This is a genomic window from Marinicrinis sediminis (genome assembly GCF_042685085.1).
GTDB classification, from domain to species: Bacteria; Bacillota; Bacilli; order Paenibacillales; family KCTC-33676; genus Marinicrinis; species Marinicrinis sediminis.
In genome coordinates, this window is the sequence record NZ_JBHUMM010000043.1 from 568,129 (window position 1) to 590,598 (window position 22,470).

Annotated in this window: 18 protein-coding genes and 1 riboswitch; of the genes, 17 read left to right on the top strand and 1 reads right to left on the bottom strand. The window is 50.6% G+C overall.

Annotation, left to right across the window (positions count from 1 at the left end; translation table 11 throughout):
* Positions 1-33 precede the first annotated feature (33 nt).
* The 13 genes from ACFSUC_RS16390 (at position 34) to ACFSUC_RS16450 (ending at position 17,432) form a co-directional block, all read left to right on the top strand.
* On the top strand, positions 34-2,205 hold the full coding sequence (locus tag ACFSUC_RS16390; protein WP_379930710.1) for a (Fe-S)-binding protein: 2,172 nt from the start codon (positions 34-36) through the stop codon (positions 2,203-2,205).
* Positions 2,206-2,260: 55 nt separating this feature from the next.
* On the top strand, positions 2,261-4,726 hold the full coding sequence (locus tag ACFSUC_RS16395) for a 3-hydroxyacyl-CoA dehydrogenase/enoyl-CoA hydratase family protein (RefSeq protein WP_379930711.1): 2,466 nt from the start codon (positions 2,261-2,263) through the stop codon (positions 4,724-4,726).
* 59 nt (positions 4,727-4,785) lie between these two features.
* Positions 4,786-6,021 (top strand): thiolase family protein, encoded by a 1,236-nt coding sequence (locus ACFSUC_RS16400; RefSeq protein ID WP_379930987.1) that lies wholly within the window; start codon positions 4,786-4,788, stop codon positions 6,019-6,021.
* Positions 6,021-7,787, top strand: a complete 1,767-nt coding sequence (locus ACFSUC_RS16405) for an acyl-CoA dehydrogenase family protein (RefSeq protein WP_379930712.1) — start codon at positions 6,021-6,023, stop codon at positions 7,785-7,787. The genes ACFSUC_RS16400 and ACFSUC_RS16405 overlap by 1 nt, the downstream gene beginning before the upstream one ends.
* Before the next feature lie 21 nt (positions 7,788-7,808).
* The gene (locus tag ACFSUC_RS16410; protein ID WP_379930713.1) at positions 7,809-9,524 is read left to right on the top strand and encodes a long-chain-fatty-acid--CoA ligase; all 1,716 of its coding nucleotides are present in this window, start codon (positions 7,809-7,811) and stop codon (positions 9,522-9,524) included.
* Positions 9,514-9,930 carry a PaaI family thioesterase gene (locus ACFSUC_RS16415; RefSeq protein WP_379930714.1) on the top strand — a complete coding sequence of 139 codons (417 nt, stop codon included), beginning with the start codon at positions 9,514-9,516 and terminating at the stop codon, positions 9,928-9,930. Before ACFSUC_RS16410 ends, ACFSUC_RS16415 begins: the two co-directional genes overlap by 11 nt.
* Positions 9,931-10,145: 215 nt before the next feature.
* Entirely contained in the window at positions 10,146-12,110 is a 1,965-nt protein-coding gene (locus ACFSUC_RS16420) for an outer membrane protein assembly factor BamB family protein (protein ID WP_379930715.1), read from the top strand.
* A gap of 84 nt (positions 12,111-12,194) precedes the next feature.
* Positions 12,195-13,067: a patatin-like phospholipase family protein gene (locus tag ACFSUC_RS16425; RefSeq protein ID WP_379930716.1), complete on the top strand. Its 873-nt coding sequence runs from the start codon at positions 12,195-12,197 to the stop codon at positions 13,065-13,067.
* 253 nt (positions 13,068-13,320) lie between these two features.
* Positions 13,321-14,346, top strand: coding sequence for an ABC transporter substrate-binding protein (locus tag ACFSUC_RS16430; RefSeq protein ID WP_379930717.1), 1,026 nt, complete (start codon positions 13,321-13,323; stop codon positions 14,344-14,346).
* 69 nt (positions 14,347-14,415) lie between these two features.
* Entirely contained in the window at positions 14,416-15,360 is a 945-nt protein-coding gene (locus tag ACFSUC_RS16435; RefSeq protein ID WP_379930718.1) for an ABC transporter permease, read from the top strand.
* Entirely contained in the window at positions 15,353-16,147 is a 795-nt protein-coding gene (locus tag ACFSUC_RS16440) for an ABC transporter ATP-binding protein (RefSeq protein ID WP_379930719.1), read from the top strand. Before ACFSUC_RS16435 ends, ACFSUC_RS16440 begins: the two co-directional genes overlap by 8 nt.
* 25 nt (positions 16,148-16,172) lie before the next feature.
* Positions 16,173-16,577 carry a hypothetical protein gene (locus ACFSUC_RS16445; protein WP_379930720.1) on the top strand — a complete coding sequence of 135 codons (405 nt, stop codon included), beginning with the start codon at positions 16,173-16,175 and terminating at the stop codon, positions 16,575-16,577.
* 189 nt (positions 16,578-16,766) lie between these two features.
* On the top strand, positions 16,767-17,432 hold the full coding sequence (locus ACFSUC_RS16450) for a phosphatase PAP2 family protein (protein WP_379930721.1): 666 nt from the start codon (positions 16,767-16,769) through the stop codon (positions 17,430-17,432).
* 170 nt (positions 17,433-17,602) lie between these two features.
* On the opposite strand, the gene ACFSUC_RS16455 is transcribed toward ACFSUC_RS16450, so the two are convergent.
* The gene (locus ACFSUC_RS16455) at positions 17,603-17,980 is read right to left on the bottom strand and encodes a TFIIB-type zinc ribbon-containing protein (protein ID WP_379930722.1); all 378 of its coding nucleotides are present in this window, start codon (positions 17,978-17,980) and stop codon (positions 17,603-17,605) included.
* A gap of 224 nt (positions 17,981-18,204) precedes the next feature.
* Positions 18,205-18,322: riboswitch (SAM riboswitch) on the top strand.
* 144 nt (positions 18,323-18,466) lie between these two features.
* On the opposite strand from ACFSUC_RS16455, the gene ACFSUC_RS16460 reads away from it, so the two are divergent.
* The 4 genes from ACFSUC_RS16460 to ACFSUC_RS16475 all read left to right on the top strand — a co-directional run bounded on the left by ACFSUC_RS16460 (position 18,467) and on the right by ACFSUC_RS16475 (position 22,382).
* Positions 18,467-19,483: a methionine ABC transporter ATP-binding protein gene (locus ACFSUC_RS16460; protein WP_379930723.1), complete on the top strand. Its 1,017-nt coding sequence runs from the start codon at positions 18,467-18,469 to the stop codon at positions 19,481-19,483.
* Positions 19,471-20,232, top strand: a complete 762-nt coding sequence (locus ACFSUC_RS16465; RefSeq protein WP_379930725.1) for a methionine ABC transporter permease — start codon at positions 19,471-19,473, stop codon at positions 20,230-20,232. The genes ACFSUC_RS16460 and ACFSUC_RS16465 overlap by 13 nt, the downstream gene beginning before the upstream one ends.
* Before the next feature lie 55 nt (positions 20,233-20,287).
* Positions 20,288-21,175 carry a MetQ/NlpA family ABC transporter substrate-binding protein gene (locus ACFSUC_RS16470; RefSeq protein WP_379930726.1) on the top strand — a complete coding sequence of 296 codons (888 nt, stop codon included), beginning with the start codon at positions 20,288-20,290 and terminating at the stop codon, positions 21,173-21,175.
* Positions 21,176-21,365: 190 nt separating this feature from the next.
* Positions 21,366-22,382: a LacI family DNA-binding transcriptional regulator gene (locus ACFSUC_RS16475; RefSeq protein WP_379930727.1), complete on the top strand. Its 1,017-nt coding sequence runs from the start codon at positions 21,366-21,368 to the stop codon at positions 22,380-22,382.
* Positions 22,383-22,470: the final 88 nt, after the last annotated feature.

The window sequence follows — 22,470 nt, forward strand, 5'->3', positions numbered from 1 at the left end:
GCTTACTTGTCCACAGCGAAATGGGGGTGTAAAATGCTAGCCTGGGTCCATGGCGTTTGCGCACTGCTTGTGATTTTACTCGCCGTCCGATGGTTTTTACAGGCTGTGTCCCGACGCATATCCTATATGAAGCTGGGAAGGAGGGACGAGCGATTTCAACAAAGCTGGAAAAACAGAGTCTGGGATACAGTCCGAGAAATCTCGTCTCATCGCACGCTGCGGCATGATCGCAAGAGCGGATGGATGCATGCGGTCATGTTCTACGGTTTTCTGGTGGTTCAGCTGGGCGCACTGGATCTGATCCTGCGAGGCTTGATCGGCAGGGGTCTTCCTTTGCCGGCCTACGCCATTTTCGAAGGGGTGCAGGAATGGACGGTTGCCCTGATCCTGGTTGCCATTGTGTATGCCGCCTATCGGCGTTATGGTGAACGATTGACCCGTTTAAAGCGGGGATGGAAGCCAAGTGTGGTCCTGTTCTTTATTTTCTTTCTGATGGTGTCCGTATTGTTAACCATGACCTTTGATCACGCCAGACAGACGGAAATACCCAACCTGTGGATTACGGGTTCGATGGCGCAGCTGATTGACCACTGGGATGAGCGATGGATAGAGAGCGCTTTTTATGTATCGTGGTGGCTGCATTTGCTGATCTTGCTCTCGTTTCTGGTGTATGTGCCTCAGTCCAAGCATTTTCACCTGTTTACCGCACCGATTAATTTGTTATTGGGGAGACGAACGGCAGGCAAGCTGACTGTCATTGATTTTGATGATGATGACCTTGATCAGTACGGGGTGAACCGAATTGAACAGTTTACCCGCAAGCAGCTGCTCGATTTGTATGCGTGTGTGGAGTGCGGCAGATGCACGTCGGTGTGTCCGGCAGCAGGTACAGGAAAATGGCTGTCGCCAATGCACCTGATCACGAAGCTGCGAGATCATTTGACTGAAACGGGCGCCGCGATCACCTCCAAATCCCCCTGGGTACCTTCAAGGTCAGGGAAGACTGTGACAAGTCATCAGTTTGTCCCGGATGCAGCGCTGAAACTGCCCTATCGTCCAACCGCAGAATGGACGATGGCTGCCCAGCAGGCAGGTTGGGTGTCCGAGAGAGTTGAGACTTTGCGAAGTCCAAATCCACAAACCCCGGCGGCCCCTTCGTCAACAGACGATGAAAAGGGATTGCTTGAGCATGTGATCAGCAAGGAGGAAGTATGGAGCTGTACGACGTGCAGAAGCTGTGAAGTGCATTGTCCGGTTGGAAATGAGCATGTTGACAAGATCATGGATCTTCGCAGGCATCTGGTCATGATGGAGGGAGAATTGCCCGCAGAAGCGCAGCGCGCGATGACCCATATCGAGCGGCAGGGTAATCCGTGGGGGCTTCACAGGCAAGATCGGTTCCAATGGGCTCAGAACTGGGACGAAGCATGCGCATTGCCGATGGTGCCGACCGTAAAGGAAAACAAATCATTTGAATACTTGCTGTTCGTGGGTTCCATGGGTTCCTATGACACAAGAAGCCAGCAAATTGTCAAAGCGTTTGTCAGGCTGATGCATGAGGCCGGCATCTCCTTTGCCGTCCTTGGCAACGAAGAAGGCAGTTCAGGGGATACGGTGCGAAGGCTGGGCAATGAATATGTGTTTCAGCAATGTGCAGCGGAGAATATCGAGACATTTCGACGGTATCAGGTCAAGAAAATCGTGACCATCTGCCCGCATACGTATCATACACTCAAGCAGGAGTATCCGGATTTCGGTCTCAAAGCGGAAGTGTATCATCATACCGAGTGTTTGTGGGAATGGATTTCTGCAGGGAAGCTGCGCCTGCACCACCGGATTGAACAGGTGATGACTTATCATGATTCCTGCTATCTCGGGCGATATAACCAGGTCTATGACGCACCCCGCCACATTTTGCGAGCCATTCCCGGTTTGCGTCTGGAGGAAATGGCACAGAGCAGGGAGCACGGTCTGTGCTGCGGGGCAGGGGGCGGACTGATGTGGATGGAGGAGAAGCAGGGCGACCGGATGAATGTGAAACGGGCCAAACAGGTGATGGATGCGAATGCGGCAGGCGTAAGCTCTGCCTGTCCATACTGTCTCACGATGCTGGAGGATGGATTCAAGCATTTGGAGGCAGATGAGCAGGTCCAGGCCAGAGATGTGGCAGAATGGGTGAGTTTGTCCGTGTTTGGCTCATCCTAAATCGGAGTCGTTCAAGCGGAGTCACAACGAGATCGAACAGGAGGGATGAGGTGAAATGACTCGAGATCAAATGGTTGAGGTGAAAAGGGAAAACAGACCGATTCGCCGGGCAGCAGTTCTTGGAGCCGGAGTGATGGGGGCAGCCATTGCCGCTCATATGGCCAATGCCGGTATTCCCTGTCTGTTGCTGGACAGAGTGCCGGATGAACGGACTGAGAAAGAACGAGGGCGGGGGTACACGCTTTCTGACCGATCCGTTCGGAATCGGTTTGCCGAAGCGGGCTTGAAGCGCTGCCTACAGACCAAACCGCCCGCATTTTTTACTCCCAGTCACGCTTCTTATATTCAGATCGGCAATCTGGAGGATGATCTGGATCAGTTGAAACACGTGGACTGGATCGTAGAGGCGGTCATTGAGAAGCTGGAAGTGAAACAGCAGATATGGAATCGGGTGGCGTCGGTCTGGCAGAAGGGAACCTGGATCAGCACGAATACGTCTGGCATTCCCATTCGAGATATCGCTTCCGCTCTCCCCGATGTCATGCAGCCTTATTTTGCGGGAACGCACTTTTTCAACCCGCCGCGCTATATGAAACTGCTGGAGCTGGTTCCGGGTCCTGGCGCATCTGCCGAGATCATGACCGAGATGGCGTTCTTTTGTGAAGAGCGACTGGGCAAGGGCGTCATATTCGCCAGAGATACCCCGAACTTCATCGCCAACCGGGTCGGTACGTACGGGATGATGATGACGATCAAAGCCTGGCTGGAGCAAGATTGCACCTTGGAGGAAGTGGAGGCGCTCACCGGTACACTTATCGGCAGACCGAAAAGTGCAACTTTCCGCACGATGGACCTGGTAGGACTGGATACGTTTCTGCATGTGTGCGGCAATGTGATGGCGCAGCAGCCAGATGAACATGATCGCAAGGCGTTCGATCCGCCTAGTCTTCTGACTGCACTGGCTGAGCGAGGCTGGCTGGGAGAGAAAGCCGGGCAAGGCTTTTACCGCAAGCAGCGAACGGCAGGCACGACGGTGATCGAAGTGTTGGACGTCGAGTCCCTCACCTATCGGAAGCAGGTCAAGCCGAGTTCAGCCTTGCTGAGTGAATGGAAGCAGATTCGTCCGCTTGAGAAGCGATTGCAGAAGATGGTGCAGGATGATAGCCGTTACGGACGCATGATCTGGGCCACGCTGCAACCCGTCTTGTTGTATGCCGTTCAGAAACTGGGTGAAATCACCGACCGGATGACGGACATGGACCAGGCCATGAAATGGGGCTTCAACTGGGAACTGGGCCCATTTGAAATCTGGGACGCGCTCGGGGTAGGGTCGGTTGCAGAGAGAATGCGCTCGGAAGGGCTGGTATTGCCAGATTGGCTGGAGGCGCGGCTGCGCCAAAATCCGGCATTCTCCTTTTACCCGGATGGTATCGATCGCAAAGCCAACCAGCCATCGACGGAAATGGAGAACGCAGGGGTTCAATTTGAGACAGCGCGAGAACGTCAGATATTGCGATTGTCATCCACTCCTCGTCTGACCTCCAACTCCGAGGTCATTAAAGTCATCAAACATAACAAAGACGCCAGCTTGTACGAGATCGGTGATGAGGTAGCCTGTCTGGTCTTCCACTCTCCCCGCCAGTCGATAGGCGCGGAGGTGCTATCGATGATTCGGGAGAGTGTAGATATTGTCGAACACCAGTACCGAGGCCTGGTCATTGGAAATGAGGCCAGACATTTTTGCGTCGGGGCCAATCTGATGCTGCTGCTGATGGAAGCCCAGGAAGAAGAGTGGGATGAGATCGAACAGATGATTCATTCGTTCCAGCAAACGATGATGAAGCTGAAATATTGTCACAGACCCGTTGTCGCAGCGCCGCACAGCATGACGCTCGGGGGAGGTGTAGAGGTCTGTCTCCCGGCCGACCAGATTTTGCTGGCACCTGAAACCTATTTTGGACTGGTGGAAACCGGGGTGGGATTGATCCCGGCTGGCGGCGGATGCAAGGAAGCCGTGGTGCGGTTAAGTGAAGGGCGCCCGAAAGGATCGGATAGGTTGCCCGAACTGCAGCGGTTGTTTCAGCATATTGCCATGGCGAAAGTGTCTTCGAGCGGGGCTGAGGCACTGGAGTCTGGCTTGCTCAGACCGACAGACCGAATCGTCCTGAACCGAGATCGCCACCTGTATGAAGCCAAACAAACCGTACTTCAACTGGACCGTCAAGGTTACGTACCGAGGACGCCAAAGCCGATTCAGGTAAGCGGTCGCAGAGGGTGTGCGATTCTTGAACTGGCTGTTTATCATATGCAGCAATCCCATGAAATTTCGGATCACGATGCGAAGATTGCGTCCAAACTGGCATTTGTCATGGCAGGCGGGCATGTTCCGGAACATACGATAGTGGCGGAGCAGCATGTGCTCGATTTAGAGCGAGAAGCTTTTTTAAGCTTGTGCGGGGAACCGAAAACACAGGCTCGCATGCAGCATATGCTGCAAACAGGCAAGCCGTTGCGAAATTAAAGGGGGGAAAACCAATGCCGTTAAAACCTGTTAAAATCCATTCGGAACCGCTAATGCGGATGCGGGATCAATCTAGGGAACATCCGAATGATGCCGTCATCGTGGCGATGGCCCGAACACCGGTTGGCAAGGCCAAAAAAGGGGTTTTCCGGCACACAAGAGCAGAGGATCTGGGCAAGGCGGTGATAACGGGGCTGCTGGAAAGGGCTCCGTTCATACAGCCGGAGCAGATCGATGATGTTATCCTGGGGTGTGCCATGCCGGAAGGTCAGCAAGGCTTGAATGTTGCCCGCTTAATTGGCCTGTATGCGGGTCTGCCCGTTACGGTCCCATCGATTACGATCAATCGTTTCTGCGCTTCCGGTCTGCAATCGATTGCCTATGCGGCGGGTGCGATTCGACTCGGCGAAGCTGATGTTGTCCTGGCAGGTGGGGTCGAGAGCATGAGTCATGTACCGATGACAGGCTTCCATCTGGATCCGCATCCCGTCATGGTCGCAGAGCATCCGGAGCGCTACATGAACATGGGGCATACCGCAGAAGAAGTGGCTGAACGATTTCAGCTTTCGAGAGAGGATCAGGATCGATTTGCATGGTCGAGTCATCAGAAGGCGGCGATCGCTCAGCAAAAAGGATACTTTGATGATGAAATTGTATCGGTTGACGCAGAAATGAGATTCGATGGGGACGGCACAGGTCAGAAAGCAACCGTGGAACGCATGCGGGTATACAGGGACGAAGGGATCAGACCGGAGACCACGCTGGAGGCACTGTCCAGATTAAAGCCGGTCTTCCGCAGAGGGGGAACCGTCACAGCAGGGAATGCATCCCAGATGAGTGACGGTGCGGCCGGTGTGTTCATGATGAGTCGCAAAAAGGCAGAAGAGCTCAAGGTTCAGCCCCTTGCCGTCTTTCGCGGATATGCAGTGGCTGGAGTGGAACCGGAGCTGATGGGGATTGGGCCCGTCCAGGCTATTCCCAAAGTGTTGCAGTCGAATGGACTGACGGTGAATGAGGTCGATCTCTACGAAATCAATGAAGCCTTTGCCTCGCAATGCTTGCATGTGATCAGAGAACTGGGACTCGATGAAAAGAAGGTCAACGTCAACGGCGGTGCCATCGCACTAGGCCATCCGCTTGGGTGCACCGGCGCCAAGCTGACGATTTCTCTCATACAGGAACTCCGTCGAAGAGGCGGAGGCATTGGAGTCGTGTCCATGTGTATCGGCGGCGGGATGGGCGCAGCCGGTGTGTTCGAAGTTCAGGCACCACATAGCAAGGAGGCGAGTCTATAATGGCGCGCAAATGGGTACAGGGCGGCGCATTTGTCATGGAGCAGGTGGATATCCTTCAGATGGTGACGCCCGAGGATTTCACAGAGGAGCAGTTGCTGATCGCACAGACGACACGAGATTTTATTGAGAAGGAAGTGCTTCCGGTTGATGCGCAACTGGAAGCCCTGGATTATCCATTGACGGTGAGCCTGCTGAAGAAAGCAGGAGACACGGGGCTATTGAGTGCGGATATACCGGAATCATACGGAGGACTGGAACTGGATAAGGTTACGTCCACGCTGATTAGCGAGGAACTGGCTCGCGGATCGTCTCTGGCCCTTTCCATCGGGGCGCATGTCGGAATCGGAACCCTGCCGATCGTATTTTTTGGCAATGAAGAGCAAAAGGCGAAGTATTTGCCCTTGCTCGCAACGGGAGAGAAGATCGCCGCCTACTGTCTCACAGAGCCGTCCTCAGGATCGGATGCACTCTCGGCCAAAACGACAGCCGCGCTGTCTGAGGATGGCGCTCACTATGTGCTGAATGGCTCGAAGCTATATATTACGAATGCCGGCTTTGCGGACCTGTTTATCGTCTATGCCAAAATCGATGGAAAACATTTCAGTGCATTTATCGTGGAAAAAGGCATGCCCGGATTCAGTATGGGCCCTGAAGAGAAAAAGATGGGGATCAAAGGCTCCTCCACCCGTCCGCTCTATTTTGAGGATGTGCGCATACCAGCTGGACAATTGCTCGGCGAGAAAGGGAAGGGACATGTGATTGCCTTTAATATATTGAATATGGGGCGATTCAAACTGGCTGCAGGCTGTCTGGGTGCTGCGAAGGAGTCCATCGAGCTGTCTGCGGACTATGCGATCACCAGGAAACAATTTGGCAAGGCACTGGCCGACTTTCCACTCATCCAGCAAAAGCTGGCTCAAATGAATACCCTTGCTTACGTGCTGGAGAGTATGGTGTATCGGACCTCCGGCGCGATCGACCAGCGTTTCCGAGAGCAACCACCAGTCGATGGCATGGAAACCGCGCAGGCGATTGCGGAATATGCGATTGAATGCTCGATTAACAAAGTATTTGCCACCGAAGCACTGCAAAGTATATGTGATGAAGGGGTACAGATCCATGGCGGGTACGGCTATATTCAGGAATACAAGATCGAGCGAATCTATCGGGATGCGCGCATCAACCGGATTTTTGAGGGTACAAATGAAATCAACAGACTGCTGATTCCGGGCATGCTCCTCAAAAAAGCCATGAAAGGAGAACTGTCTTTATTTGAAAGCATGCGGCAGCTGGAGAAGGAACTGATGAATCCAATGACTTCTCCGCAATCGGCCTCTCTCCTTGATCAGCTCAACGTACTACTGGATCAATCAAAAAGGCTGCTGCTATATATCGGCGGTCTGGCGGTTCAGACGTATGGGGAGCAGCTGGAGGAGCAGCAGGAAGTGCTGGCAGGTTTCGCCGATCTCATGATCGACCTGTACGCGATGGAGAGCTGTCTGGCACGAACGAGCAAGCGTTATCGTCAGTCAGGGGAAGAGGCCGCGCTGCTCGCCGTTCAGATGACGCAGCTGTTTATGGAACAAACCTTTGAAAAACAGCCTATCATCGCCAGAAAGCTGCTGACCACGATGTCAGATGGCGATGAACGCCGCATGCATCTGTCTATTTTGAAGAAACTGACCAAATTTCAGCCTGGCCATCATGTAGGGCTTGGCAGAGAGATCGCCAAGCGGGTGATCGAACAGAAAGGCTATTCGGTATAAATAAAAGCAAGGAGGTCTTCGATGCGTGCAGAACGCCCTTGGCATGCTCATTATCCAGAAGAAGTCCTTCCAGCGTATCCGTTTCCAACAGGAAATGTGGCGCAATTGCTACTGAATGCGGCAGAGAACATGCCTAAACAGATTGCCATCCGTTTTTTTGACAGCAAGATGACGTATGAAAGTCTGCGGGATGAAGCCTACCGGTTTGCCAACGCCCTCCAGGAACAATTTGACCTGCAAAAGGGAGACAGAGTCGCGATTATGCTGCCCAATTGCCCCCAGCTGGTTATCGCCTACTTCGGGACCTTGCTCGCGGGTGGTACCGTCGTGATGACCAATCCCCTTTACCAGGAGGAGGAACTGGCTTATCAGGTCAAGGATGCGGAATCGGTAATACTGGTGACACTGGATCTGCTGCTTCCCCGCGTTCTCCCTGTGCAAGCCCATCTGGGCAAGCAAAGTATCATTTACACGTCGATCAAGGAATATTTGCCGTTTCCCAAAAACAAGCTTTATCCACTGAAAATGAAAAAGGAAGGGCATTCCCTTCACATCCCGAAGCAGTCGGGCCTGCAAGGTTTGCAGCATCTGCTTTACAGCACTTCTCCCAAACGATGTGTGGTCCAGGTGGATGACGCACAGGATTTGGCCCTGATTCAATATACAGGAGGAACGACGGGATTGCCCAAGGGTGTCATGCTCACCCATGCGAACCTGCTTGCCAACACGATTCAGACGACAACGTGGAGCTACAAGCTGCAATACGGGCAAGAGTCATATATGGGTGTTATCCCGTGCTTTCATGTGTTCGGTCTGACCGTGTTGCTGAACCAGTGTACCCATATGGCCGGAACCTTGATCTTAATGCCAAGATTTGACCCCGATGAAGTGCTGGGTCATATACAGAAGTACAGACCGACGATTTTCCCGGGTGTGCCTACGATGTATATGGCGTTGTCTCATCATTCACGGATTCACGACGTGGACTTGTCCTCTATCGAAGTCTGCATCAGCGGTTCTGCGCCGCTGCCCCTTGAAGTACAGCAACGATTCGAGGCGCTAACCGGAGGCAGATTGACAGAAGGATACGGGCTGACCGAGACGGCTCCTGTCACCCATGTCAATCCCATCTGGGGAAAACGCAAATCAGGCAGCATCGGGATTCCCCTGCCGAATACAGATTGCTATGTGGTGCATCCGGATACGAGAAAGCCTTGCAGCCGCGGAGAAGTGGGGGAGCTAGCGGTAAAAGGCCCGCAGGTCATGAAAGGTTACTGGAAACGTCCAGTCGAGACGGCGCAGGTGCTTCAGGACGGCTGGCTCTATACGGGCGATTTGGCTACAATGGATGAGGATGGCTATTTTACGATTGTGGATCGCAAAAAGGAAATGATTATTTCAAGCGGATTCAATGTCTATCCACGGGAAGTGGAAGAGGTGCTGTACAGACATCCAGGCATCAAGGAGGCAGCGGTGATCGGCATCCCGGACGCCTACCGGGGCGAAACCGTCAAGGCCTTTATCGTGCCAAGGGAAAATACGTCCGTCCATGAATCCCAGCTGGATGAATGGTGCAGGCAACGACTCGCCGCTTATAAGGTGCCAAGGCATTATGAATTTCGTGACCAGTTGCCCAAGACGATCATTGGAAAAGTGCTCAAGCGAGCCCTGATAGAAAAACAGATGGAGCAGAAATCTACCCACAAATCGGAGGATACGAACCGCGATGGATCATAAAAAACAACTGGAAGAAGCAGCAAAGGATACATTTTGGGGATATTTAGGATGTAGCCTGTTAGAGCTGAGTGAGCAACAGGTGAGCGTTTCCCTGCAAGTGAAGCCACATCATCACAATCTGATGGGCATTGTACACGGCGGTGTGCTGTCTGGGTTAATGGACAATACGATGGGGGTTTATGCCCTGCAGGCTCGGGAAGGAAAAAAAGTGGTCACCAGTCATCTGAATCTTCATTTCCTGGAACAGGCTGTAACGGAGGAGTTGATCTGCATCACGAAACTTCTTCATGAGACGAGAAAGGGTCTCACGATTGAGGCGAAAGTGTGGACCGCAGAAGGGAAGCTGTGCGCGTTCAGTACCGGAACTTTCCGGGTCCTGTCAGAAGCTGGACCGGGCGGTAAGTAGACGGTCATCGATACCCGAATAACAGAAGAAGAAAAGGTCCCCTTCAGGGTGTTGGCAGCTAGGTTCTACATCCGGGTTGAACGGGGGCCTACTGGGTTTTGTAAACGTTTGCACTGCATGGAATTCACATGGTACAATAGGTGGCAAATGGAAATCAAAAGGGGGAAGAGAATGAAATGAACGGCATAAATGGATGGTATGGAGGGGGGAATCCAATGAGGAAAGTGGTGGTATGCTGGTTGATCATCAGCAGCATCACCCTGTCCGGATGCTGGAATCAATTGAAACCCGATGTGAAGCCGCCGAACGGGAAATCGGATGCAAAAGCATCAGATACAGGCACCGTGGTGGTACCAAGACCTGTGGAACAATGGCAATTTGCGACGGGTGGCGCGATTACGTCTCATCCGGTCGTTTACGATGAAAGGGTCATCTTCGGCAGTGATGACGGCACGCTCTATGCGCTCAGTGTACATAATGGCACAGAGGAATGGCGCTATGAGACGGACAAACCGATTCGAACCAAGCCCCTCATCGTGGAGGATGACGTATACGTTGTTGGACATGACGGAATCCTGCATGTCCTGCATGCCAAAACCGGTCAATTGCAGTGGACATTCGATACAGGTGAGGCTCAGTCGGAGATGGATCAGTGGGATTATTATGATTCCTCTCCACTGCTGGCAGGAGACAAGATCGTATTCGGTCACGCCAATCGCATGGTGTACGCGGTCCATAGAGAGAATCAGAACCTGGTCTGGTCCAATCGTCTTGAGGCTCCGGTCAAATCGACAGGGGTTGCCGATCAGGCGCATGTATATATCGGAGACTGGGATGGTCGAGTGTATGCCTTGCATGTCGCGGACGGTGAAATCAGCTGGACTTACAAGACGCAGGGGAACGGCAGACACAAAGCCATTCAGGCGAATCTGACCGAGCATGAGGGGACGCTATATGTGCCTGCACGGGATTTTCTCATCTATGCCCTGGATGCCCAGACGGGAACGGAAAAATGGAAGGTGACCACGCCTGCCTGGCCAGCATCTGCCACGATCCTGGATGGACAATTGTTCAGCGGCAATTCAAACGGATTCTCAATGGAGGCACTCGATATAGAGAGCGGGAAAGAAATATGGGAAACCAGCCTGTCTTCTAATGTGCTTTCAGCCCCGTTGTCACATGAGGGCGTCCTTTATGTCGGAACCGGCTATGCCTATGAGGGAGCTCCAATTCCGAATCATCTCTATGCAATGGATAGCGAGAGCGGTGCAGAATTATGGAAAATGCCATCCAACAAAATACAGAGTACACCGGCGATCTATGGACAACTCCTGCTGGTTGGCGATATGGAGGGGCTGTTTACCGGTATTCGTCTGCCGATTGAAGAGCCGCAATCCGTTGTCGAAACGGCTACGATTTATTCAGAAGCACTCGGAAGAAATATGCAGGTAGAGGTGTATTTACCGCCTGAATATGATACCGAGATGCAGTATCCGGTATTGTACATGCTGTATGGCTATGGCGGAAGAAAGGATTCATGGTTTACGAACCTAGGCCTGGATACCGCCGCAGATGAACTGATCCTGTCTGGTGAAATTGAGCCGATGATTATTGTATCGCCTGACTTTGCAAACAGCTTTGGCGTGAATGCAGATGTGAAGAAGGGGGTGCTGAGAGGTCACTCCTCGGGTGCAGACGAAGGGCTGTTTGAAGACTATTTATTGACCGAAATGATTCCTTATATGGATAAAACCTATGCGACCGAAGCAAACAAAGAGGGCCGTTATATCGGGGGTGCCTCCATGGGCGGTTTTGCAGCCATGCATTTGGCTTTTCGTCATCCTGAGCTTTTCTCCCGGGTAGGGGGACACAGCACTTCCCTTTGGTACAAGGACTCCGGGGATTTGGCAAGTCAGAAAAACTGGCTCTTCCCGACAGAGGAAGAGTGGGAGGCAAGAGATCCACTTCATCTGGCGGAAACGGCAGACATTGCGGACCTGCAATTGTTTATTGATGTGGGCAAGGGGGATTTGTACGCTTCACGGAATGAAGAGCTGGTTCGTCGTCTGAAGGCAAGAGAAATACAGGTGGAATGGCATTTAAACCCGGGTGGACACAGCATGACGTATTGGGGAGATCATGTTCGAGATTATTTGAAATTTTACGGGAATCGTTCATAATAGGAAGAGAAAGTGTCACTCGTTCAAGTCAGAACCGACTGGAAATCAGAACCGACTGGAATAGATATAGAAAGAGGGAGATCCATGGAGAAGATTGGACTGATGCTGGAGGGTGGAGGCATGCGCGGCGTCTATACGAGCGGCGTGCTGGAGAAGTTTATGGAACGGGAGTTGCAATTTCCCTATGTCATCGGAGTATCCGCAGGCGCCTGCAATGCTTCCTCCTATCTGGCCAAGCAACGAGGACGCAACCGAAACACGACCATCAAGTACATTCGGGACCCCCGGTATATCAGCTATCGGAATTTGTTCAAAGAACGCTCGCTGTTTGGCATGCGATTTCTGTTCGACGTACTGCCCAATCAGTTAGAGCCATTTGATTTCGATACCTTTTTATCCAATCCCCAGCAGTTTGTCGTGGTGACCACAGATGCCTACACGGGAAATCCGGTGTATATTGATAAAGAACAAGCTGCGAGAGAAGGCTGGTCGATGATGGATGTGATCAAGGCTTCTTCCAGTCTGCCGTTTATCGCTCCACCTGTTCAGATTGGCACCCAGACGTTGTTTGACGGAGGGATAGCAGATCCATTACCGATTGAGAAAGCGCTTGAAGATGGCAATGAACGGGTGGTTGTCGTCTCTACCAAGGATGAAACTTATCAAATCAAGCCTTTCCGCAAGCACCGCGTAGCCCGGCTTCGCTACCCGAATTACCCGGGTCTGCGTGAAGCGCTCAGGGAGAGAGCGTTGCGATACAATCGCGCGATGGATCGCATTCTGGAACTGGAAAAAGAAGGACGGGTCTTCTTGTTCAGGCCGTCTGCTGTGATTCCGGTTGCAAGACTGGAGCGCGATGAAGCTCCGCTGGAGCAATTATACCAGCTCGGCATGTCCGATGTGGACAGACAATGGGAGAAGATGATGGACTGGATGCATCAGCCGGTAACGGTCTGATGCTTTTTTTTTTTTGACACCATGACAGAACTAAATATTGACCGCTGTTAAGGGTTTGCATTATCATATTTGTATACTTCGGCGCTTTAACCCTTTAAACACCTGTATGGACGGCAAGTACCGTGCAACAGGGTGGCAAACACAAGGGTGCCGATCCATTGGGAACAGAAATGGGAACAGAAAGATTGAAACAGACAGAGTGTGGCGTCAAAGCGAAACACTGGGTACAGGAGATCAAAGAGGGGGAACGAAAATGAAAAGAAGAACAAAGTATGGATGGCTGTTGCTGGTCATCATCGCCAGTATGATGGTGACCGCATGTGGCTCCAATAATGGCAATGGGAACGAGGACGCAGGTGGAGAAGCTGCAAAAACGATGGAGATTGGCATCATTCAGCTGGTTGAGCATCCTTCCCTGGATGCTGCACGAGAAGGATTTGAAGCAGCTCTCGAGGATGCCGGGTATAAGGATGGCGCCGAAATCAAGATTGATTTTCAAAATGCACAGGGTGATCCGACCAACAACGTGACGATCGCACAGAAATTTGCTGCGGATGACAAGGATCTTGTCCTGGCCATTGCCACTTCCTCTGCACAAGCCGTGAAAAAAATGGTAGATAACGCACCCATTCTGTTCACTGCGATTACAGATCCACTTGGCTCCAATCTGGTGGGAGATCTGGAAGCACCGGAGGGCAGCATCACAGGGATGTCCGATACCCATCAGAACGAAATAGAGGAAATGATGACCTTCATTGCTGAAAACGTTCCTTCTGTGAAAACGGTCGGGATCGTATTTAATGAAGGTGAGCAAAATTCTGTTGTGGCGGTTGAGCGCGTGGAGCAGTCGCTGGAACAGCTGGGTATTGAGCTGAAAACGGCTAGTGTGGTCAATTCCAGTGAAGTGAAACAAGCGGCCGAGTCTCTAGCTTCCAAGGTGGATGCCTTCTACGTACCGAAAGACAATGTGGTCGTGGCTGGCCTGGAAGCGTTGCTGAAGGTAGCAGGTGATGAGGATTTGCCTGTATTTGCCGGAGAGAAAAATTCAGTGGAACGTGGAGCCTTCGCTTCTTTTAGTATCGACTATTTTGATATCGGATATGAGACAGGGAAGATGGCAGTAGAAATTCTGAAGAACGGCAAGCAGCCTGCTGATCTGCCGGTTCGTTTTCCGGAGAAACTGGATCTGGTCCTGAATTTGAAAGCTGCTGAAGAACAAGGGATAGAGGTAAGCAAAGAACTGCTGGATAAAGTGGAAGAAGAGAACTTGATCAAGTAAGCATACTGGAGAGTGACTAATGGTTTGCGGTAGTCACTCTCTCCTATTTTAACCGAAGGAGACAAGGTCATGTTTGATTCATTATTTAGAGCGTTTGAAGGTTCCGTAGAGCTCGGGCTTCTCTATGTGCTGATGGCGCTAGGTGTCTATATTTCATTTCGAATTTTGGATTTTCCGGATTTGACGGTGGACGGAAGCTTCACAACAGGGGCGGCTGTGTCAGCGGTCATGCTCACTCAAGGGTGGAGCCCTGTCATGGCCACATTCAGTGGCTTCCTCGCCGGATGTGCGGCGGGAGCCATAACCGGCATCCTGCATACGAAAGGGAAGATCAACAACTTGCTTGCCGGGATTCTGATGATGATCGCGTTGTATTCGATCAATCTTCGGATTATGGGAAAACCGAACATTCCGCTATTCAGCCAGGAAACGGTCTTTTCCTTCTTCTCATCGGACTATTTTCTGTTGATTGTACCGATCGTCATTTTTCTCATCAAGCTCCTGCTCGATGCGTTTCTTCATACTGAAATCGGGCTCGCGCTCCGTGCGACAGGAGACAATCCACGTATGATTCGCTCATTTGGCGTGAATACGGACGGGACGATTATATTGGGAATCAGTCTCTCCAATGGTCTGGTCGCCATGTCAGGCGCACTGGTTGCCCAGTATCAGGGCTTCGCAGATGTTCAGATGGGGGTCGGCATGATTGTCATCGGACTGGCTTCTGTCATCATCGGGGAAGCCATCTTCGGTCATCGCAAGGTATTTCAGGCGACGCTGGCTGTGCTGATGGGTGCGATTATCTATCGCCTCGTCATTGCGCTGGCGCTGCATTTTGATATGAACTCGGAGGATTTGAAGCTGATCACGGCCTTGATCGTAATCGGAGCGTTGACGATTCCGAAAGTTCAGCAAAGCCTTCTGAAAAGACGAAAAGCGATGGAACGAAGTCGGATGCTCAGTTCGATGTCTGCAGAGGCGGATGGACAGAAGGGAGGGCATACCCATGCTTAAGCTAAATCAGGTGACGAAGCTGTTCAACCCGAATACACAGGATGAGAAGCTTGCCCTTTCTCATATTAATTTGTCGCTTGCCCCTTCAGATTTTGTCACGATCATCGGCAGTAACGGGGCAGGGAAATCGACCTTGATGAATATCATATCTGGGGTCATGAAGCCGGATATCGGAACCATCGAAGTAGATGGAATGGAAGTAAACAAGATGGGGGAGCATCGCCGCAGCAGCTGGATAGGACGGGTGTTTCAGGACCCGATGGCGGGCACTTCTCCAAATATGACGATCGCTGAAAATCTGTCGATTGCCCATAAACGCGGTCAAACCCGTGGTCTGTCCTGGGGAATGACACGCAAGAACAAGCGATATTATCAGGAACAACTTGAACGGCTAGGCATTGGACTGGAGAATCGATTGAACGCAAGGGTAGGCTTGCTGTCGGGCGGGGAACGTCAGGCGCTGAGTCTGCTGATGGCGACCTTTACAGAGCCCAAGATCCTGTTGCTTGATGAGCATACGGCTGCGCTTGATCCTTCGAGAGCCGCACTGATTACGGATTTGACTGAAAAGATCGTCAGGGAATTCAAACTGACGACGCTGATGGTCACGCACAATATGGCACAAGCCATTCAATTGGGCAATCGGCTCATCATGATGGATAAGGGTCGGATCATACTGGACGTACCACCTGACAAGAAAGCCACACTGACAATAGCGGATCTGTTGACAGAGTTTGAGCAGATTCGTGGAGAGAAACTGATGGATGATCGAGTCGTACTCGGATAAATGTGAATGAAGGAGGCAGAAAATCATGGACCCGGACTTTATTCAGGTTAAGGATCTTCATGGAGAACTGAAATTCACCCACAAGTTCAATCGTATGGGAATTACGGTCTCCACAGAGGAAATGGTCGTTCAGAGACCTCACTTGAACATGCGGATCCAACTCGAGCATGTGACCAGCATCAAACCGGAAAAACAGATGAAGCACACGAGTCTTCCATTGAATGCCCAGCACCAGAATGGTGTAGAATGGGTACGTCCCCAGGCCAGTACGCCTCCCTACCGCATTTATGTACAGCAAATGATGCTGCATCACCGCAGTGGAAAGTCAACACTAGGGCCTACCGATCTGGTGCTCCCGCTGCACCAGGATGTGATGGAAGCGATCGCCGAGCATAGTGGACTCGTCAGTCTGCCAGAGGTCAACGGATAACCTCAGATACCTGTGCGAGATGTTCTTATTGCTAATCCCCTTTTTAGGGGATTTTTTTTAATGTCATTTTGTATGGATAGGAATCATTTAACTGCTTCCTGTATTTTTTTGTTGCTTCTCTGAGGCTACCGCGATAGAATGTAAATTGTTGTGTGAAAAATAGAAGAAGAAATGGGGAGCGTGTACAGCATGAATCTATCTAAACTGGATATACGCAAAGCTTTCCCACTCGTATTTATGTTCGCGATTTCTGCATGCAGTGCAACGTACGGACTAGTAAATAGCGGGGACAGACCGATTCATATCGTGAAGTTTGGAATAGATGACTATATTCCATTCTGGGAAATCTTTATTCTTCCGTATATCGTGTGGGGGCCTTTTATTTTTGTCAGCCTGGTTGTTCTATGTTTTTTGCATCGAGAGGAATATTACAAGTATATCTTCAATTCCGTCGTGGGTCATATCATCTGCTATATTGTGTATCTGACCTATCAAACCCACGTACCGCGCCCGGAAATTACAGAAGATACGTTTCTGCTGAACCTCGTCAAGTATATATACGCCAATGATCCGCCATACAATTGCTTGCCGAGTATTCACGTTCTGACGACCTGGTTGCTAATGAGAGCGTTCCAGCCAGTGAAGATGCCAACGTGGGTGAAGGCGTCCATCAACACATTGTGTATCCTGATTTATTTGTCTACGTTATTCGTTAAACAACACTACATTCCAGACATCATTGCCGCGATTGCGCTCGCCGAAGTGCTGATCTTCACTACGAATGCGGCAACGGCCAAAATTAAGAAATCCAGAGCACAGAAGAAACGGCAAACGGGTGTCAACTTGCCGGGTTAATCCAGATCGTGGGCATCAGAACACGATAATGACAGAGTAAAGAGTTCGATCAGAAAAGCACAGTCCCCGAATGATGAACGTTCTATCAGGGGACTGTGCTTGATTTGTGTTTGGCTGATTGGTTCAATGTTATCTCCGTACAGGTTCTATCCATATGGATCCATTGAATCTTAAAAATCGAACAGATCGCTCATGGTATCCAGCACGGTTTTCTTTTTCTTCTTCTTGTAGCCATACGGATAGGATGACTTGCTGTATCCAGACGGATAATCGTGACCATAGCCAGAATGGGTTTTGTCCGAGGAAGCATAGCCTGTGGTACGGTAGGAGCTCGGTTTAGGCTGATGCTGCATCGGAGACTCTGAGGCATGCATCGGTTCAGAGGTATAACGTTCATATTCATGCTGCATTTCCCGAACGCCGCCCATCAGTTTGTCCAATTCGCCCCGATCCAGCCATACTCCCTTACACCCTGGGCATATATCGATGAGAACACCGTTTTTTTCGATTTCCTTCAAGCGAATATCATCACAGACAGGGCATTGCATATCATTTCTTCCTCCATTCTTCATCATTTAATGGTGTGTATGCAGACTATAATTCTATTGTAACGCTCCTTGTTGAGAAATCAATCCTAAATACAGCGTTTTCAATATGTCGAAAAATTGAACGTTGGTCAAAAGTATTGACGATGCATGTGATGATTCGATATACTTCCTTACATACGTTTCACACGTACTCTTCTCCTATCAAAAGACTTGAATATGTAGCTATCTTATCCAGAGAGGCAGAGGGACAGGCCCTATGATGCCCGGCAACCGGTTTGTATAGTTGGATGCTTGCAAACGTCCGGTGCCAATTCCTGCAGGATGATTCCTGAGAGATGAGATAGGTGTGAACCTTTATGGTGTACCCTATTTCACGGATATGATGAAATAGGGCTTTTTTTATGCCGCAAGATTCGGATAAGGAAAAGCGGGGAGACAGAAGCTAGCATAGAGCTGCAACCATCTTGTATTCAGGAGGTGGACACCTTGATCCACGTCAAGCAAGTAAGCAAAACGTATACGCGCAATCAAACCTCGATCTCTGCATTGAAGCCGGTCGATTTACATATCCGTTCCGGTGAAATCTTCGGGATCATCGGGCATTCAGGGGCAGGGAAAAGCACCCTGATTCGCTGTTTGAATTGTCTGGAAAGACCGACAACCGGTACGGTTACGGTAAACGGCGTGGATTTGACGGCGCTTCATGGAAAGAAGCTTCAGGCACAAAGACAACAAATTGGCATGATTTTTCAACATTTTCATTTGCTCAGCTCTGCGACTGTCTTTGACAACATCGCTTTTCCTCTCAGACTCGCAAAAGCAGACCGAAAGCACATTCGAGAGCGGGTGGAAGAACTGGCTGAACTGGTGGGGCTGCAGCATGTACTGAACCAGTATCCTTCCCAGCTGTCAGGGGGGCAAAAGCAACGGGTAGGAATTGCCCGAGCGCTGGCGATGAAGCCGCACGTCCTATTGTGTGATGAAGCCACCTCCGCGCTCGATCCGGAGACGACGCGGGCGATTCTGCAGTTGCTGAGCCGGATCAACCGTGAGCTCGGTATTACGATTGTACTCATTACCCATGAGATGCAAGTCATTCGGGATATCTGTGATCGTGTGGCGGTCATGGATGCAGGAGAAATCGTGGAACAAGGTGATGTCATCGATGTGTTTTTGCATCCTGCACACCGGGTTACCCGACAGTTTGTCTCACAGGTTCAGGATGACACCCATGTCCGGTCTTATGTGGAATCGGATGCAGCGAAGACCATCCTGAGCATTTCCTTCAAGGGAGATCAGACATACGAACCGGTTCTGTTTGAGACGGTGAGGGATACCGGCTATAGTTTCAGTATCTTACAGGGCACGATCTCTAAAATGAAGGATCTTCCGTACGGTCAGTTGCTGATTGAGCTGCACGGTGAACAGATTGATCACGAACAGGTAGCGGATCAGTTAAGGGCTCGTGGACTGGAAGTGGAGGTGATGGAATGGAGATCCTAGAAGCGGTTCATCATGTCACCCATTTATCTGTTTCATACTTGTCTGAAACGTCTTTATCTGTTTCATACTTGACTGAAACGTCGATCTGGACCGATATTCGGGAACTGGACTGGGCGGAGATTCGGGAAGAAACCTGGAACACACTGATCATGATCGGACTGTCCATGCTGTTTACCGTTCTGATTGGCCTGCCGCTCGGCGTGCTCGTCTTCCTGTTTTCCAAAGGACAGATGCTCCAAAACCTCGCCTTTTATCACGGGCTGTCATTGGTCATTAATGTACTGCGCTCAATTCCGTTTGTCATTCTGATGATATTGCTGTTCCCCGTCACGAGGGAACTGGTGGGAGTTACGTATGGGGTAAAGGGTACCATCCCACCCCTTGTCATTGCAGCGGCGCCGTTTTTTGCCAGACTGGTGGAAACTTCACTCAGAGAGGTAGATCGTGGTGTGATTGAAGCCGCCCAATCGATGGGGGCCTCTCCCATGCAGATTATCTGGAAAGTGCTTCTGAGGGAATCCAGACCCGGCATGATTGCCGGCGTGACCATCACAGCCGTGACCCTGGTCTCCTACACAGCCATGGCAGGGATCATTGGCGGAGGGGGCCTCGGCGATCTCGCTATCCGTTATGGCTACCAGCGTTTCGATGCCGCGGTCATGTACGTGACGGTCGTCATTTTGATTATTCTGGTTCAGGTGTTGCAGTTGATCGGTGATCAACTGGTCCAGCGCTACACGCGCAAGTAAGGAAGGTAAGATTGCAAGATGTTATACAAACGATTATGACGATGGAGGGAACATCATGAAAAAAACAATGGGTTTATTTTTATCTATTGCATTGCTGGTTGTACTGGCCGCATGTGGAGGAGTCAATAACACGAGCAATACGAACAACGAGATCAACACGAATTCGGGCACGGCCAGCAACGGGGCTGCTGATCAGGGCGAACAGAACAACCAAGGCGAAAAAACGACCCTTTCGGTCGCAGCCACTCCTGTTCCGCATGCTGAGATTCTGAAATTTGTGGCACCGATGCTCGAAGAGCAGGGAATTGAACTGGAAATCAAAGAGTTTACAGATTATGTCCAGCCGAATGTACAGGTAAATGAAAGTGCCATTGACGTAAACTTCTTTCAGCATCAGCCTTACCTGGATCAATTCAATACGGATAATGGCATGAACCTGATCTCGGTAGCAGGTATTCATGTAGAACCGTTCGGAGGCTATTCAGACCGTATTACTTCTCTCGATGAACTGAAAGAGGGCGCGGTCGTGGCAATTCCGAACGATCCGACCAATGGGGGAAGAGCGCTATTGCTGCTTGAACAGCAAGGTCTGATTACCTTGAACCCGGAAGCGGGCATCAATGCCACTCTGAAAGATATTGAGCAAAACCCGCAGAATCTCGATATCAAAGAGTTTGAAGCGGCCATGCTGCCAAGAATGCTTCGCGATGTGGATCTGGCTCTGATCAATACGAACTATGCACTGGAAGCCGATCTGGTCCCGACAGAGGATGCCTTGTTTATTGAAGGAAGCGAATCGCCATATGTAAATATTCTTGTCTCCACGCCGGCACTCGCCAAATCAGAGGCAGTGCAAAAGCTGGCTGAGGTTCTCAAAAGTGAAGAAACCAAAGCGTATATTCTCGATCAGTATGAAGGTGCTGTCGTACCGGCAGGAGAATAAGCTCTCATAAAAAAGCAGGAAACAGGTGGTCAAACTGGATCACCTGTTTTTTTTTGCAAAGAATTGAACATAATATATCAATTTTTTCACTTGCATCTGTCTTGTACAGCGTAAGATAATAGATTGTAAAGGTATACAAGTATACATAGAACATATATGTGAGGAACATTTGAGGGGAAGGATGGACGAAATGTCTGTAACGATTAAAGATGTGGCAAGAGCAGCCGGAGTATCTCCTTCAACCGTATCGAGGGTTATTACCAAACATAGTACGGTCAATAAGCTGACAGCACAAAAGGTGCGCAAGATTATGGAGGAACTGGAGTATCATCCGAATATCATCGCACAGAGCCTGGTTTCCAAGTCCACCTCCACCATTGGGGTTCTGTTTCCAAAAACGGCTGAACAGCTGTATATGAATCTGTTTTTCATCGAGGTGATCCGGGGCATATTCTCGGAAACGACCGCCTCCATGTATGATGTCCTCACTACGACAGGAGCGACGATCGATGAAGAGTTGCAAGCGACCATGAATCTTGTGAGAGGCAAGCGGGTCGATGGTCTCATCCTGCTTCAATCACGAGTGAATGATCCGATTATTCAGTTTTTGCAGGCAGAGGGTTTTCCCTTTGTCCTCATTGGCAGACATGTGCAGGATGATTCTTTGTTGTCGGTCGATAATGACAATGTAAAAGCGTGTTATGATGCGGTGAAGCATATGGTAGAACAAGGTCATGAGCGTATCGCTTTCGTAAATGGGCCGTCCGATCTCGTCGTGTGCAAGGACCGTCAAGCCGGGTATGAGCAGGGGCTGAAGGATGCCGGACTTCCGATTAGAGACGACTACACGCTAGATGGCAGTCAATTCTCCAGCTTTCAGGCCGTCTCCACTTTCATGAGCCTGCCGGAGCGACCGACTGCCCTGATCGTACAGGATGACCTGATGTGCATGGATCTCATCCGAACCTTCAAGGAAATGCATATTCGTGTACCGGAGGATATGGCCATGATCAGCTTCAACAAAATGTCGATAGGTGGACTGGTCAATCCCACACTGAGCAACATCGATATTGATATTTTTCAGCTTGGGAAAACGGCCGTCGAACTGCTCGTGAAACAAATTCGCAGTGAGAAGATTGAGCAGTGCCGCTGGATCGTACCTCACCAGATTTTGTCGCGCCAGTCGTCTGTGCTTGGATCATCCTGAACTTGTCACGATCCGTGAACTCGTGTGATGATTTTTCATATGCTATAATAGGTGGATGCGTTTTGGAAAGCGCGCAACGAGGAGGATG

What these genes read in the sequence shown, in the direction of transcription:
- ACFSUC_RS16390 (WP_379930710.1), top strand. Translation starts at nt 34, where the DNA reads ATGCTAGCCTGGGTCCATGGCGTTTGCGCACTGCTTGTGATTTTACTC.
- ACFSUC_RS16395 (WP_379930711.1), top strand. Translation starts at nt 2,261, where the DNA reads ATGACTCGAGATCAAATGGTTGAGGTGAAAAGGGAAAACAGACCGATT.
- ACFSUC_RS16400 (WP_379930987.1), top strand. Translation starts at nt 4,786, where the DNA reads ATGCGGGATCAATCTAGGGAACATCCGAATGATGCCGTCATCGTGGCG.
- ACFSUC_RS16405 (WP_379930712.1), top strand. Translation starts at nt 6,021, where the DNA reads ATGGCGCGCAAATGGGTACAGGGCGGCGCATTTGTCATGGAGCAGGTG.
- ACFSUC_RS16410 (WP_379930713.1), top strand. Translation starts at nt 7,809, where the DNA reads ATGCGTGCAGAACGCCCTTGGCATGCTCATTATCCAGAAGAAGTCCTT.
- ACFSUC_RS16415 (WP_379930714.1), top strand. Translation starts at nt 9,514, where the DNA reads ATGGATCATAAAAAACAACTGGAAGAAGCAGCAAAGGATACATTTTGG.
- ACFSUC_RS16420 (WP_379930715.1), top strand. Translation starts at nt 10,146, where the DNA reads ATGAGGAAAGTGGTGGTATGCTGGTTGATCATCAGCAGCATCACCCTG.
- ACFSUC_RS16425 (WP_379930716.1), top strand. Translation starts at nt 12,195, where the DNA reads ATGGAGAAGATTGGACTGATGCTGGAGGGTGGAGGCATGCGCGGCGTC.
- ACFSUC_RS16430 (WP_379930717.1), top strand. Translation starts at nt 13,321, where the DNA reads ATGAAAAGAAGAACAAAGTATGGATGGCTGTTGCTGGTCATCATCGCC.
- ACFSUC_RS16435 (WP_379930718.1), top strand. Translation starts at nt 14,416, where the DNA reads ATGTTTGATTCATTATTTAGAGCGTTTGAAGGTTCCGTAGAGCTCGGG.
- ACFSUC_RS16440 (WP_379930719.1), top strand. Translation starts at nt 15,353, where the DNA reads ATGCTTAAGCTAAATCAGGTGACGAAGCTGTTCAACCCGAATACACAG.
- ACFSUC_RS16445 (WP_379930720.1), top strand. Translation starts at nt 16,173, where the DNA reads ATGGACCCGGACTTTATTCAGGTTAAGGATCTTCATGGAGAACTGAAA.
- ACFSUC_RS16450 (WP_379930721.1), top strand. Translation starts at nt 16,767, where the DNA reads ATGAATCTATCTAAACTGGATATACGCAAAGCTTTCCCACTCGTATTT.
- ACFSUC_RS16455 (WP_379930722.1), bottom strand. Translation starts at nt 17,980, where the DNA reads ATGCAATGCCCTGTCTGTGATGATATTCGCTTGAAGGAAATCGAAAAA.
- ACFSUC_RS16465 (WP_379930725.1), top strand. Translation starts at nt 19,471, where the DNA reads ATGGAGATCCTAGAAGCGGTTCATCATGTCACCCATTTATCTGTTTCA.
- ACFSUC_RS16470 (WP_379930726.1), top strand. Translation starts at nt 20,288, where the DNA reads ATGAAAAAAACAATGGGTTTATTTTTATCTATTGCATTGCTGGTTGTA.
- ACFSUC_RS16475 (WP_379930727.1), top strand. Translation starts at nt 21,366, where the DNA reads ATGTCTGTAACGATTAAAGATGTGGCAAGAGCAGCCGGAGTATCTCCT.